Consider the following 12,729-nt stretch of genomic DNA (forward strand, 5'->3'; position numbering starts at 1 on the left):
TGGAATATTGACCTGTTTAACTGCCCTCTCGCCAGCTTTTAGAGTTTTCACAGTTTAAAGGTTTTAATTGCTGATCAAGCAGATCAAACAACAAGGCCTTGCCATTTTTCTTCACCTTCAGCTCTGCAAATTTGGCATTACGATAACAAGGCTCTAGGCCCTCGGCGAACATGAAACTGTTAGCAGCAGGATATAAAGCCTCAAAAGTATTGCGTGGGTTTTTCAAAATTAATCGGGCTGAACGTTGCGACTGATTGAGTGCACTTCGATCAAAACTGGTTTTGATCACTCTGCGCTGTTGATCCAGCTGCACATAGCTCATCACATTGGATTGATTTTTAAAATCTTCAGTCCTGATGTCATAAACTGGCTGTTCGGAACCATTCTCCGCTGCCACTGCGCTAAAATGCAGATCATAGTTCAGTGCCATATAATCCCCTTGCAGGATCGAACGCGGATCGACTGGTGCCAATTCGACAAAGATGCTGTCGCTTTTGGCCAGATGCCATTCATGCTGGACAATTAAACCTACGAATAAAGCAATACTAAAAATACTGAGATGCAGTGCCATAAATTTTTTCATCATGAGCCTACTCCTGCTTTCAGCTGAAACTTCGGTAAACTCAACACATAAGCCAGAAGCAACACCAACACACCTGAGGCAAAAATACTGACACTTTTAAATAAAAAACTCAGTCCCAGATTGTAATACAGCAGCCATAACCAGAAGATCAGTAGCAAAATGCTCAAGGCTTGCATCAATCGTTGTTGATTCACCATTGCCCAAGCCAGAAACACCAGAATCATAAAAATTTCAAAGTAACCCAATGCAATCAGCAGAATTCCGGCAGCAGGAATGAGCCAGAGTTGAATCCGTGAAAATTGCTTGAGATGAATCCCAACAAAACTCAATAGCCAGAGCGCTGGCAAAATATAGAAAATAATCGCTTCATCTATACCGCGTGGCTGCAATTGCTGAGCCACACCAAATTGCAGCAGGCATTGAAAAATAGCCGTCACCGCCAAAATACTGATCATCAATAAATTCACGCTTTTGGCATAAGCTGAAGCGAGCCAGTATCTCGCAGTAATCAAAGCCACAGTCAGAATACTGTAATTCAGCAGCATGATCCACGTCAGCAAGCGCTGATCCTGAAAAAATGCATGTTGCTCGACCAGAACTGCAATTCCCAGTATATGTGCAAGTAACAACTGCAACAGCACCACCAGCCAATGCATACGACTCATGATAGTCAACAGCGTAATGCCGACTTGTATCAGCCAAATCAGCAATAGGCTCTCTGTGAGTAATTGAGTATGAATTAATACCGCGGCCTGACCGCACACCCACAGACAATAAGCCAATTGCCGCAGAAAAACTGAGGGCTTGCTACGAATCAACCACCAGGCGACTGCGATAAAAATGATTCCCATCAGAATCGAAAAACTTTTCCAATAGGTCAGCAACAGCATGGCCAAGATCACACCAGCAATCCACGCGCCCAGAGCCAATGGAATGACCGAAAACCGGCTCTTGGGCAACAGCTTGATCAGCAGACCTGTAATAGCTGCGAACCAGCTGAATATCAGCAAAGCTAGTATCAATAAGCCAGCGGCAGAATCCTGTAAATATTGCTCAGTGAGATCAAAAATCAGAATACTAAAACTCAGGGCCAGTCCTGCAACAAGCAAACTGGTTTCAAGCTGTTGCTTTCGGGTATAGAAATAAACACTGAATAAAATAGGCAGAACCAGCACCGAAGCCAAATACCAGATCGAATCCGAGTCGATAAACCGGAACATACTTACTACTGAAATAAGCACCACGACAGCGATAAACAGATAGCGCAAAACCGGATAATAACGTAAGGCATAGATCATACTTAGCCCGGTCAACAGATTCAGACCGAGCAGATAAAGAGTTTCAGCACGCACCAGCCAAAAGCTTTGTTTAAAATAAAAATAGAGTGCTAACTGGCTGACCACACAAAATAATGCAAAGATCCCAATATTCGGCCGATACAGCCAAGGCAGCAACAGCAAAGCCCAAAGCAGAAATAACTGATAACTGTCAGCACCAGTCTGATAAATCTGTCCAATCACGGCCAGACTTAAGCCCAGCATTAGACCCGATACAGTATCCAGACTTTGTCTTAACTTTTCCCGCGCAGTGAAACGCACACTCAGTAATGCTGAACCCAGCAATAAAATTTGAGGAATAAACAGCTGGACAAATTTGGGCAACATCCACCAGTTTGCTGCCAGCAGATACACGATACTGACAGCGATCAGCGCCAGCCCAATGATTTGAAGAATTTGAATCACAGCAGGTTGAATAAATAACAGCGGGGAAAATGGACGATCTGGCGATGGTACTGTTCTGGACATGCTAATCTGTTCAATTTTTATTTGATTTCACCTTAGCATGATTTTTGCAGGATATGCCAGGCAGGAACAGTTCAAGTATGCTGTACATTTTTAAATCAGGATTTGATAAATTCCGTACCCTGCAATCATGAGCAGAATCATGCCGCACAATGCCAGCAAATGTGGATAGAGTCGAGAATGGGATAAGTGGTTGAAACCCAAATACACCACAGACAAAGTCAGAAAATCCAGGAGAATCCAGCTCAAAGTCAAAATAATTAAACTTAAATCAAGATCAGGAGTAATCCCGATAAACTGCGGGAAAAAAGCCGCAAAGAAAATAATGTCCTTCGGATTAGAAATACCAACCAAAAAACCTTGTCGAAAACCACCATGCACAGGAACTAGATTCTCCTGAGCTTGCTCCTGCTGCTTAAAAATAACTTCACGGAAAATCTGCCAGCCTAGATAGCCAATATATAAACAGCCCAGTAACTTGATCGTATCTAGCCATTGCGCATTGATAACCAGCAAACCTTTCAAACTTAATATAGATAAAGCAATTAAAACTAGGGAGGCAAAATTGGTACCAAAAATGGTTCTTAAAGCTGCCGTATAGCCACCTTTTAAACCGGCGCTAGCAACCAGCAACATCACTGGGCCAGGTGTAGCGATCATCACCACAACAGCCAGACAATATAAAAAATATTCACTAATATTCATGCCACCCCTCAGCTATTGTTATTTTTATGCATAAAAAAAGAGGACTTAGTCCTCCTCTTGTATATGAATCAGATGCTGACTGATACCGTCTGCCCGCAGAAAAGCCAGATCATAACTGGCAGTAGCCAAGGCCAAGATCCGGCGCTCAAACTCATCCCACAACGGACGCACCTGCTTATAATGGATGCCCAAACCACTATCGTCGGTAAAATGCCGATTTTTTTCACACAACTTTAAAGCATGATACAACTTGCGCCCTTTGGAAGCATCATCACGCAAACGCACCCGTTTCGACAGCACAAAGGCCTGCACTTTGACAAGATCGGCATGCGGTAACAGCGGCACCAGAATCTGATCCAGCTGTGCATCCAGGCGTTGCCACACAGCTCGATGCTGCTCGGCACTATACGTATTCCAGTGAATCACTTCATGATTAAAACGGCGGCAACCACGACATACCGCATCACCAAATACGGTCGAACAACGCCCTGCACATGGGGTTAAAGACGCAATACGACGATCTGAACTCAAAACACACTCCAAAGATACTGCAACTTTCAGTATCTGCATCACTGCACAAAATCCTGGGTCGGGCATGACTATACACGCTCTCCCTCATGAATTGAAGCCTGTTAAAAGACTTGCGTTTTACTCGCTTATTCACTCGAATCAAGCTAAAATATGCGCCTTTCAAATTATCATGCTACGTTGGAGTATTCCATGAACGCTACTGTAGAACAGCTTGCACCTGTAGAACAGCAAGCGACGACTGGTTGGGTTGTTGCCGCACTTTATCAATTCAAAGAAGTTCAAGATCCTGCCGATCTTCAGCAACGTCTTCTGGACCTGGTAAAATCCATCAACCTTTGCGGTACTCTAATTGTGGCAGGTGAAGGCATTAACGGTACGGTTGCAGGCGACCGTGCATCGATTGATCAAATTCACCAGTTCCTTCTGAATGAAGGTTTTAACGAAATGGAATACAAAGAATCTGACAGTTCTGAAAAACCATTCCGTAAAATGAAAATTAAATTAAAAAAAGAAATCGTGACTTTAGGCGTGGAAGTGAAACCGCGTGATTTAGTCGGTCACTATCTTGATCCAAAAGAATGGAACGAACTGATTGCACGTGATGACGTGGTTCTGGTTGATACCCGTAACGATTACGAATACAAAGCAGGTACGTTCAAAGGCGCGATTGATCCGAAAACTGAAAGCTTCCGCGAATTCCCTGAATACGTGAAAAATAATCTGGAACAGCACAAAGACAAGAAAATTGCCATGTTCTGTACTGGCGGTATTCGTTGTGAAAAATCCACTTCACTTCTTCTACAAGAAGGTTTTACCGAAGTGTATCACCTGAAAGGCGGCATTCTAAAATACCTGGAAGAAACCCCGGCTGAAGAAAGCATGTGGGAAGGTGAATGCTTCGTGTTTGATGGTCGTACTGCCGTAACGCACGGTGTTGAAGAAGGCCAAAATACCAAGTGTCATGCGTGTGGCTGGCCTTTACTTCCAGAAGAAGTTGCCCTCCCAAGTTATGAACATGGTGTCTCTTGTGTGTACTGTATTGACAAAACCTCGGAGAAACAAAAAGAAGGTTTCCGTATGCGTCAATCACAAATTTTAGCAGCAAAACGCAAACGCCTCTAATTTGGCCTTTTGTAATGAAATATATAAAAACCCTCTTCGGAGGGTTTTTTGTTTACATAAAAATCACAACAGCAATAAAACTCTTACCAATTCCTTACCAAGAACCTCATTTTTTTCCAAACAAGATTGTTAGTCTAATGATACGGTGATTTACAAGCTAAGTCTTTCATTATTAACTGAAATTTTTACTTGAAAAGGAATATAAAATGGCAGGCTCACTTGCTCGAGATTCAGACAATCTGGTTCAATTTCAACCAAAAGAAAATATAAAGCTGCAACGACTTCATCAAATTTCTGAAGAGCTTGAACAGCAGTCACATCTGTTCGTCGTTATCTTGGGAACCGTTATTGGCGCAATCTTGGCGCTGTTCATTGGTTACCATATCAATACCAGCATCATGCATTTTATCCTGCTGAGTATTCTGCCGATCTGTTTGGCCTATTTCTTACGTAAAGTTTATATTTATACCCTGACGCATAGCTAATTCTGCCTGATCATTTATATTCCAAGACTTTACCGCACAAAAAATACTGCTTAGGATACAGGCAGTATTTTTTATTTTGCCAATCATATGAATCTGACCGAATGGATTATTTCCGTTATGGAGCAACTGGGCTACTGGGGCATTGCTCTGCTCATGTTCCTGGATAATGTCTTCCCGCCAATCCCTTCCGAAATTATTATGCCTTCCGCGGGCTATTCAGCCTCTCAGGGCGAGTTAATACTCGTCGGGGTAATCATGTCCGGCTGTATCGGCTCCCTGCTGGCAGCCGCCTTGCTGTACTGGATTGGCTATAAATTTAACCATGATTCTATTTTTAAATTTGTCGATCGTTATGGCAAATATTTATTTATTAAATCAGAAGATGTAAAAAAATCATTGAGTTGGTTTGAGCATTATGGTCACCGGATTGTGTTCTTTGGCCGCATGATTCCTGCGGTTCGCTCGCTGATCAGCATTCCTGCTGGCATGAGTCATATGCCCTTCTGGAAATTTATGTTTTATAGCGCACTTGGAACCATCATCTGGACCACATTTTTGGCGTGTGTCGGATTTTATTTTGGCGAAAACCAGCATTTGATGCAGCAAATTTTTAGTAAAGTCAGTTATGTGATTATTGCCATTGTTGCGGTAATTATTATCTGGATTTTCTACCGTAGACAGCAGCGTAAAAATCGTCCATCCTGAGGAAGATCCCTTAAGGAGATTAAAACGATGTCGCATTATCTTAAATATTTTGCCACCGTTTATCTGACCTTGGTTCTACTGGTAGGCATACTCATCTATGTATTCAATCTAGGCGTCATTCTGCTGATTCCTGCCCTGATTGCTTCCGCCTTTCTCAGTGCCCGATACTTTGTTAAAAAAGAACTTCGTTTGCCGACTCAGGAAGAGAAAAGCAAACTGGTCTGGGGCTCTACTATCATTGCCATGACATTCGGGTTTATCTTTTTAGTTGTGGTCATCTGGATGAACCCGCAGACAGATGAGATTTATAGAACCATAGCCTATACAGGAAGAGGAACAAATTCATTCCTAGTGGCTGCAAGCATTGCCTTACATGCCTTGCTGTTCCATATCGCTTACAATGCTTATGCCCGTTATAGTCTGGCGAAGCGAACAGGCTTGGAAAGAAAATAGGATCGAGTAAATCTCAAAGATGCAAAAAGGCCAAAGCTAAAAAAGCACCCTGCGGTGCTTTTTTTATGAATTATTCTGGAGTGTGATACATCAGATACAATTCATTTAAGTTTTCTGGAATTTCTTCTGCAAGCTCGTCCATTAACTGGCCATTGCGACGGAAAGTTTCCATTTGTGGATCTTCATCATCGATGCCACTGAAGACCATGATTGGCAAGGTTAAATCCACCAGTTGTTCTTCAAATTCTTCAGTAAACCAAGCGTCTTCGTTCAGGAACATGGCGTCTACAAAGCCCACACTCCAGTCACCCAAGCTTGATTCAGTATCTGCTTCTTCAATTTCAAACGGGAATGTAATCCCTTCTTCATTGGCTAAGCTTTGACGAATAGACTCTAACCATGCTTGCACCTGAGTGATGATTTCTGCAGGCACTTTCTTTTGATTATTATCAAAAAGTTCGTCTAACCATTTGTCGAATTTTGGGCCTACTGCAATAGCACATAAGAAACCATGGGTTGCTGCGAAATCTAGACCATGTTCATTTTGGTCACCATCTAGATATTCACTCAACAGGTCTAAATCTAAAGCACTCATCTAACATCCAAACTTAGAAAACCGAAAGGTTTAGCATAGCATTTATTCAGGCTATGCTAAATCCGAATTCGTTAATCTTCGTCATCAAAATCGTCGTCATCGTCGAAGTCATAGTCAAAATCTTTGAGTTCGCGCTCTAAACGACGTTGGGTCAGCAGATCATCGATCAGACGACGTTTTTCCAACGACTCTTTAGCACTGAGCTTGCTAGAAGCCTCATCGAAATTAACATCATCTTCACCGAAGTTATCATCTAGTTCAAAATCTGTAGAAGACACTAAAACTTCCTCATGAGTGAAAAATGTAAAAGGATTTAAGCGCTATTTATCGTGCCTAAAATAACAAGTCAAGTTTTATTTGGATTTTCGTATTTTTAATTTGTAATTAGGGGTTTTTTCTGTCTCAATTGTGTGCCATGATATAATCCACCCTGCGTCCTTATGTTTTTTGATTCTCCTTTTTTGAGTCATAAACAGACACGCATGGGATGAACTTGAAAACAACAAATTCACCCCCATCTTAAATTACTGAATTTCATTTTAAATATTTTATCAGACAGCTTTCATGCTGAATTCTCTGATGAAATATATAGGCTATTCACTAAATTTAACGAGCTTAAATCGTGCAGCATTGTACGGTTTTTTACTGCCACAGATTCAACGAAGAGTAAGCAAAAGATGAGCGATATGACTTCCCCTACTTCTCAAGTAGCGGCTCTGATTAGCCGAGGCAAAGAACAAGGTTATTTAACCTTCGCTGAGGTTAACGATCATCTGCCGGACTCCATCACAGAAAGCGAGCAGATTGAAGATATCATTCAGATGCTGAATGATGTCGGTATTCCGGTACATGATCGCGCGCCTGAATCTGATGATACGATGTTCGAAGATACTGCAGAAGCGGCGGATGAAGTTGCAGAAGAAGAAGCTGCAGCCGTACTTGCATCGGTAGAAAACGAGCCAGGTCGTACCACTGACCCTGTACGTATGTATATGCGTGAGATGGGTACAGTAGAACTTCTGACTCGTGAAGGCGAAATCAGCATCGCAAAACGCATCGAAGAAGGTATTCGTGATGTTTTGCACTCGATTGCTTACTGGCCGAATGCGGTAGAAGTGGTACTGCAAGAATACAAAGATTATGAAGCGGGCGAACGCCGTCTTGCTGACCTTTTATCAGGTTATTTAGATCCTGAATCAGATGAAGAAATTCCTGAAGTTCTAGAAGAAGAAGCGGTTCTTGCTGAAGATGAGACTGACTCGAAAAAATCGACCAAAGACGTAAAACTGGACGATGATGAAGAGGAAGAAGAAGCTGACTCTGATGATGAATCAGAAGCAGATTCTGGTCCAGATCCTGAAATTGCCAAAGCGCGTTTCACTGAACTGGAAAATGCGTGGCTGAATACCAAAGCAACCATTGAAAAACATGGTCGTGACAGCAAACAGGCTGAAGAAGCTCTTCAGGCACTTGCAACTGTATTCATGATGTTCAAATTTACCCCGCGTCTATTTGATATCATTTCTGAAATGATTCGTGGTACCCATGATCAAATTCGTGGTGCAGAACGTGAAGTGATGCGTTATGCAGTACGTCGTGGCCGTATGGATCGCACCCAATTCCGTACCAGCTTCCCGGGCCAAGAATCGAATCCAGCCTGGTTAGATGAGCAGATCGCAAAAACACCTGCAGACCAGAAAGCTTATCTGGAAAAAGTACGTCCAGACGTATTGGCCTTCCAGCAAAAAATTGCCGATATCGAGAAAGAGCTTGGCCTTGATGTAAAAGGCATTAAAGACATTGCCAAACGTATGGCCGTCGGTGAAGCCAAAGCACGTCGTGCCAAGAAAGAAATGGTTGAAGCGAACTTGCGTCTGGTAATTTCGATTGCGAAGAAATATACCAACCGTGGCTTGCAATTCCTGGATCTGATTCAGGAAGGTAACATCGGTCTGATGAAAGCCGTAGACAAGTTTGAATACCGTCGTGGTTATAAATTCTCGACTTATGCGACCTGGTGGATTCGTCAGGCGATTACCCGTTCGATCGCGGATCAGGCACGTACCATTCGTATTCCGGTACACATGATTGAAACGATCAACAAGATCAACCGTGTATCTCGTCAGCTTCTACAGGAAATGGGTCGTGAACCGACTCCTGAAGAACTGGGCGAACGTCTGGAAATGGACGAAGTTAAAGTACGTAAAGTACTGAAAATCGCCAAAGAACCAATTTCGATGGAAACACCGATCGGTGATGATGAAGATTCACATCTGGGTGACTTCATTGAAGACAGCAACATCACTTCACCAATTGATGCGGCAACGTCTGAAGGCCTGAAAGAAGCGACACGTGAAGTTCTGGAAAACCTGACTGAACGTGAAGCCAAAGTCCTAAAAATGCGTTTTGGTATCGACATGCCGACTGACCATACTTTGGAAGAGGTGGGCAAACAGTTTGACGTAACACGTGAACGTATTCGTCAGATTGAAGCGAAAGCGCTGCGTAAACTTCGCCATCCATCGCGTTCAGAACACTTACGTTCATTCCTTGAGAATGATTAAGATTTGATGCTTATTCTGGAGACTTGAAATTTGATCATCAGTCTCCATTTAAGTAGCCAAGACAAACCCAAACGCCTGCATGATTGCAGGCGTTTCAAATCAGGGGGACTACCATGTTAGACCGTACACCATCTCGTGAACTTCAAGAACATCTTTGGGTTTTCCCTATGGATTATCCGATTAAACTGATTGGCCTTGCGGGCGATGAATTGCGTCATGCTGTCATCGACATTTTTCTGAAACATTTTCCAGATTTTGAAGGTGATAGCGTCAGTATTACGCCATCACGTACTGGAAAATACCATTCCATTACCGCACAACTGCGCTTTTTGGAACTGGAACAGGTTCATGCAGTATATGCAGATTTGGCCGCTTGCCCGCTAATTAAAACAGCACTGTAATCGAAAATACAAAAGACACGCTTCCGGGCGTGTTTTTTTTATGCCTATACAGCGCTAAGATACCCATGAAATATTGCTGATCTCACCCCTATTTCATGCCGAAATCATTATAATTATGACCAGTTTTTTATAATTACCAAGGACACTTCCTGTGACTGATGTGCTGCAAAAGCCCGAGCTGATCATTCGTCAATATCACGACCTCACACCTTATGAAGATCGTTTTCTGGAAATGAAAACATTTACGGAAACCCGTGATGAACATAGCCCGGATCAATTGTGGATTTTGCAACATCAGGATGTACTGACTCAAGGTCAGGCAGGCAAACCGGAACATATTTTAATACCAAGCAATATTCCGGTGATTCAGACCGATCGTGGTGGTCAGGTGACCTGGCATGGTCCCGGTCAATTGGTGGCTTACTTCATGTTTGACTTGAATCGTCTGGGCTGGAATGTGCGCACCCTGGTGTCTTATGCTGAAAACCTGATGATTGATTTGCTAAAAAAATATGGCATTGATGCCTATGCCAAACCGGATGCACCTGGTGTATATGTGGCTGAACGTAAAATCGGCTCACTCGGTTTTAAAATTCGCAAAGGCCGTAGCTACCATGGTCTGTCCCTAAATCTGGATTGTGATCTGAGCGGATTCAACACCATCAATCCTTGTGGCTATGCAGGACTGGAAATGGTACGCATGAGTGATTTGCTCGAACAACCGCCCCAATTCAGCCAGTTGTGCACTGAAATTATTGAAACTTTGCGTCACAGTGGGTACTTTAAGCAAGTAACTGTCGAGCAAAGATAAAGCCTTTGCATTTCAACTCCAAATAAATTAGAGTATTTACTCTAAACCAATAATATTGAGATAGGGATCATCACGTGATTGCAACTAAATCCGTAAAACCCGCTTTGCAGCTTGCCTATGTCAAACTCATGATGGATGTGATTGGCCGAGGTCTGGTCATGGCAAGTCAGGTGGATGAAGAAATCAAACAGGAAGTGGCCCATTTTCCAGAAAATTTTACTCTTTCCATGAAAGTCTTTCCGCATGGCCCAGCCTTTGTGGCGCGGGTCACTGAGGACAAACAACTGGAACTGGTCAAAAATCTGGAAAAAGCACCTGATTTGATCATTACCTTTAAACATCTGCACCATGCCTTTTTGGTGTTTTCTTTTCAGGAAAGCACCTCACAGGCTTTTGCCAATGACCGTATGATTGCTGATGGCGATATTTCCAATGCCATTCGTCTGGTACGCTGCCTGAATAAAATGGAAGCGCTGATTTTGCCGAAAATGGTGGCACAACTGGCAGTGAAAGAATATCCAAGCAATCTGAGCCTAAAAGAAAAACTAAGCGAAGCGAGCAGTATTTATCTGAAAATCGCTCAATCCTATTTGAAACGGAGTGTATAACATGGCTAAACCTTATTATGAATTTTTCTGTCCGGTCAAAGTGATTGCCGGTCATGCCGCGTTAGAACATATTCCGTTTGAACTTGCGACTTTGGGGGCCAAACGTCCGCTCATCATTACTGACAAAGGCGTCCGTGCCAACAATTTGCTGGCACCGATTGAAGCTGCATTTGAAATGGCGGATGCTGCAATTGTAGCGATTTTTGATGACGTCCCACCCGACTCTAGCTTGGGTACAGTACGCAGTGCAGCAAAACTGTATCGCGAAAATCATTGTGATGCGATCATTGCTGTGGGCGGTGGTTCAGTCATTGATACCTCCAAGGCGACCAATATTCTGGTATCCGAAGGCGGTGATGACTTGCTGAAATATTCGGGTGCACATAACCTGCCTAAACCGCTGAAACCGTTCTTTGTGATTCCAACCACGTCTGGTACAGGTTCAGAAGTGACCATGGTCGCTGTCGTGTCGGACACTGAAAAGAACGTCAAAATGCCGTTCGCCTCTTATTATCTGATGCCGCATGCTGCGATTCTGGATCCCCGCATGACCCAGACCTTGCCGCCGCATTTAACCGCCATGACTGCAATGGATGCGATGACTCATGCGGTTGAAGCTTATACCTGCATGGCAGCCAATCCAATTTCGGATGCTTATGCGACTGCCGCAGTCAAAAAGATCAGTACCCATCTATTTAATGTGCTCGACAACCCTTCCGATGCACAAGGCCGTCTGGAACTGGCACAGGCATCGACCATGGCGGGAATTGCATTTTCCAACTCGATGGTCGGCATTGTGCATTCACTGGGGCACTCATTGGGTGCAGTGGTACACCTGCCGCATGGTTTATGCATGAACTTATTCCTGCCTTATGTGCTGGAATACAACAAAGAGGTCAATGGCGATAAAATTGCAGATCTGCTCCTGCCTTTGGCGGGTGCCGATATTTATGCACAAACGCCAGCGCATCTACGTGCTGACAAAACCATTGCGACGATTCTGACCATGCGTGACCGGATTTACAGTCTGACCAAATTACCGCGTACATTACGTGAAACCGGTAAGATTTCTGAAGCCCAGCTCGATGAAGTGGCAGAGAAAGCCCTGAATGATGGTTCCATCATTTATAACCCGAAAGAAGCCACCCTGGAAGATTTAAAATCTATCTTAAAAAAGGCTTGGTAATTACTGAAAAATAAGCCAATATAGCCGAAATTCCAGCCTGATGTTTTTTTAAACATCAGGCTTTTATCTTGCATAAGAAAAAATTCGATTTCTATTTTTGAATGGCACATTTTATGCAGGACAAAAGTCAAAAAAATAGCTAGCAAAAGCCGTTCTTTTCAAGTAGATTGGCGGACTT

Annotated in this window: 15 protein-coding genes; 9 read left to right on the top strand and 6 right to left on the bottom strand. The window is 43.2% G+C overall.

Going from position 1 to position 12,729, the window contains the following annotated elements; genetic code table 11:
- Positions 1 to 16 precede the first annotated feature (16 nt).
- The 4 genes from ACIG3F_RS00695 to ACIG3F_RS00710 all read right to left on the bottom strand — a co-directional run bounded on the left by ACIG3F_RS00695 (position 17) and on the right by ACIG3F_RS00710 (position 3,621).
- The gene (locus ACIG3F_RS00695) at positions 17 to 583 is read right to left on the bottom strand and encodes a GDYXXLXY domain-containing protein (protein WP_396469091.1); all 567 of its coding nucleotides are present in this window, start codon (positions 581 to 583) and stop codon (positions 17 to 19) included.
- Positions 583 to 2,388: a DUF2157 domain-containing protein gene (locus tag ACIG3F_RS00700; RefSeq protein ID WP_396468939.1), complete on the bottom strand. Its 1,806-nt coding sequence runs from the start codon at positions 2,386 to 2,388 to the stop codon at positions 583 to 585. The genes ACIG3F_RS00695 and ACIG3F_RS00700 overlap by 1 nt, the downstream gene beginning before the upstream one ends.
- 90 nt (positions 2,389 to 2,478) lie before the next feature.
- Positions 2,479 to 3,090, bottom strand: a complete 612-nt coding sequence (locus tag ACIG3F_RS00705) for a LysE family translocator (RefSeq protein WP_153566833.1) — start codon at positions 3,088 to 3,090, stop codon at positions 2,479 to 2,481.
- Between the two features lie 45 nt (positions 3,091 to 3,135).
- Entirely contained in the window at positions 3,136 to 3,621 is a 486-nt protein-coding gene (locus ACIG3F_RS00710) for a DUF1289 domain-containing protein (protein WP_005252584.1), read from the bottom strand.
- Positions 3,622 to 3,810: 189 nt separating this feature from the next.
- On the opposite strand from ACIG3F_RS00710, the gene ACIG3F_RS00715 reads away from it, so the two are divergent.
- The 4 genes from ACIG3F_RS00715 (at position 3,811) to ACIG3F_RS00730 (ending at position 6,386) form a co-directional block, all read left to right on the top strand.
- Positions 3,811 to 4,743 carry a rhodanese-related sulfurtransferase gene (locus ACIG3F_RS00715; RefSeq protein WP_396468942.1) on the top strand — a complete coding sequence of 311 codons (933 nt, stop codon included), beginning with the start codon at positions 3,811 to 3,813 and terminating at the stop codon, positions 4,741 to 4,743.
- 206 nt (positions 4,744 to 4,949) lie between these two features.
- On the top strand, positions 4,950 to 5,228 hold the full coding sequence (locus ACIG3F_RS00720) for a hypothetical protein (protein ID WP_004280617.1): 279 nt from the start codon (positions 4,950 to 4,952) through the stop codon (positions 5,226 to 5,228).
- A gap of 87 nt (positions 5,229 to 5,315) precedes the next feature.
- On the top strand, positions 5,316 to 5,933 hold the full coding sequence (locus ACIG3F_RS00725; RefSeq protein WP_396468944.1) for a DedA family protein: 618 nt from the start codon (positions 5,316 to 5,318) through the stop codon (positions 5,931 to 5,933).
- 27 nt (positions 5,934 to 5,960) lie between these two features.
- Positions 5,961 to 6,386, top strand: a complete 426-nt coding sequence (locus ACIG3F_RS00730; RefSeq protein ID WP_253112152.1) for an ABZJ_00895 family protein — start codon at positions 5,961 to 5,963, stop codon at positions 6,384 to 6,386.
- 70 nt (positions 6,387 to 6,456) lie between these two features.
- Here ACIG3F_RS00730 and ACIG3F_RS00735 read toward each other — a convergent pair whose 3' ends face one another.
- Both ACIG3F_RS00735 and ACIG3F_RS00740 read right to left on the bottom strand, forming a co-directional pair.
- Complete coding sequence (locus tag ACIG3F_RS00735; protein ID WP_396468946.1) at positions 6,457 to 6,981, bottom strand: YecA family protein; 525 nt, start codon at positions 6,979 to 6,981, stop codon at positions 6,457 to 6,459.
- Between the two features lie 71 nt (positions 6,982 to 7,052).
- Complete coding sequence (locus ACIG3F_RS00740; protein ID WP_004280622.1) at positions 7,053 to 7,259, bottom strand: PA3496 family putative envelope integrity protein; 207 nt, start codon at positions 7,257 to 7,259, stop codon at positions 7,053 to 7,055.
- Between the two features lie 351 nt (positions 7,260 to 7,610).
- Between ACIG3F_RS00740 and rpoD the strand changes: the two genes are divergently transcribed.
- The 5 genes from rpoD to ACIG3F_RS00765 all read left to right on the top strand — a co-directional run bounded on the left by rpoD (position 7,611) and on the right by ACIG3F_RS00765 (position 12,551).
- Entirely contained in the window at positions 7,611 to 9,545 is a 1,935-nt protein-coding gene (gene rpoD, locus ACIG3F_RS00745) for an RNA polymerase sigma factor RpoD (RefSeq protein WP_224215688.1), read from the top strand.
- Between the two features lie 113 nt (positions 9,546 to 9,658).
- Positions 9,659 to 9,946, top strand: a complete 288-nt coding sequence (locus tag ACIG3F_RS00750; protein WP_004280625.1) for a YbeD family protein — start codon at positions 9,659 to 9,661, stop codon at positions 9,944 to 9,946.
- 151 nt (positions 9,947 to 10,097) lie between these two features.
- A complete protein-coding gene (gene lipB, locus ACIG3F_RS00755; RefSeq protein ID WP_396468948.1) occupies positions 10,098 to 10,757 on the top strand; it encodes a lipoyl(octanoyl) transferase LipB in 660 nt (219 codons plus the stop codon).
- A 74-nt stretch (positions 10,758 to 10,831) separates the two neighbouring features.
- A complete protein-coding gene (locus ACIG3F_RS00760; RefSeq protein ID WP_005106305.1) occupies positions 10,832 to 11,365 on the top strand; it encodes a hypothetical protein in 534 nt (177 codons plus the stop codon).
- Between the two features lies 1 nt (position 11,366).
- The gene (locus ACIG3F_RS00765; protein ID WP_004280629.1) at positions 11,367 to 12,551 is read left to right on the top strand and encodes an iron-containing alcohol dehydrogenase; all 1,185 of its coding nucleotides are present in this window, start codon (positions 11,367 to 11,369) and stop codon (positions 12,549 to 12,551) included.
- Positions 12,552 to 12,729: the final 178 nt, after the last annotated feature.

The organism is Acinetobacter sp. NPDC052428, assembly GCF_044547685.1.
Classification (GTDB): Bacteria; Pseudomonadota; Gammaproteobacteria; order Pseudomonadales; family Moraxellaceae; genus Acinetobacter; species Acinetobacter lwoffii_G.

Coding starts and splice junctions, on each gene's coding strand:
- ACIG3F_RS00695 (WP_396469091.1), bottom strand. CDS start 583: ATGAAAAAATTTATGGCACTGCATCTCAGTATTTTTAGTATTGCTTTA.
- ACIG3F_RS00700 (WP_396468939.1), bottom strand. CDS start 2,388: ATGTCCAGAACAGTACCATCGCCAGATCGTCCATTTTCCCCGCTGTTA.
- ACIG3F_RS00705 (WP_153566833.1), bottom strand. CDS start 3,090: ATGAATATTAGTGAATATTTTTTATATTGTCTGGCTGTTGTGGTGATG.
- ACIG3F_RS00715 (WP_396468942.1), top strand. CDS start 3,811: ATGAACGCTACTGTAGAACAGCTTGCACCTGTAGAACAGCAAGCGACG.
- ACIG3F_RS00720 (WP_004280617.1), top strand. CDS start 4,950: ATGGCAGGCTCACTTGCTCGAGATTCAGACAATCTGGTTCAATTTCAA.
- ACIG3F_RS00725 (WP_396468944.1), top strand. CDS start 5,316: ATGAATCTGACCGAATGGATTATTTCCGTTATGGAGCAACTGGGCTAC.
- ACIG3F_RS00730 (WP_253112152.1), top strand. CDS start 5,961: ATGTCGCATTATCTTAAATATTTTGCCACCGTTTATCTGACCTTGGTT.
- ACIG3F_RS00735 (WP_396468946.1), bottom strand. CDS start 6,981: ATGAGTGCTTTAGATTTAGACCTGTTGAGTGAATATCTAGATGGTGAC.
- ACIG3F_RS00750 (WP_004280625.1), top strand. CDS start 9,659: ATGTTAGACCGTACACCATCTCGTGAACTTCAAGAACATCTTTGGGTT.
- ACIG3F_RS00765 (WP_004280629.1), top strand. CDS start 11,367: ATGGCTAAACCTTATTATGAATTTTTCTGTCCGGTCAAAGTGATTGCC.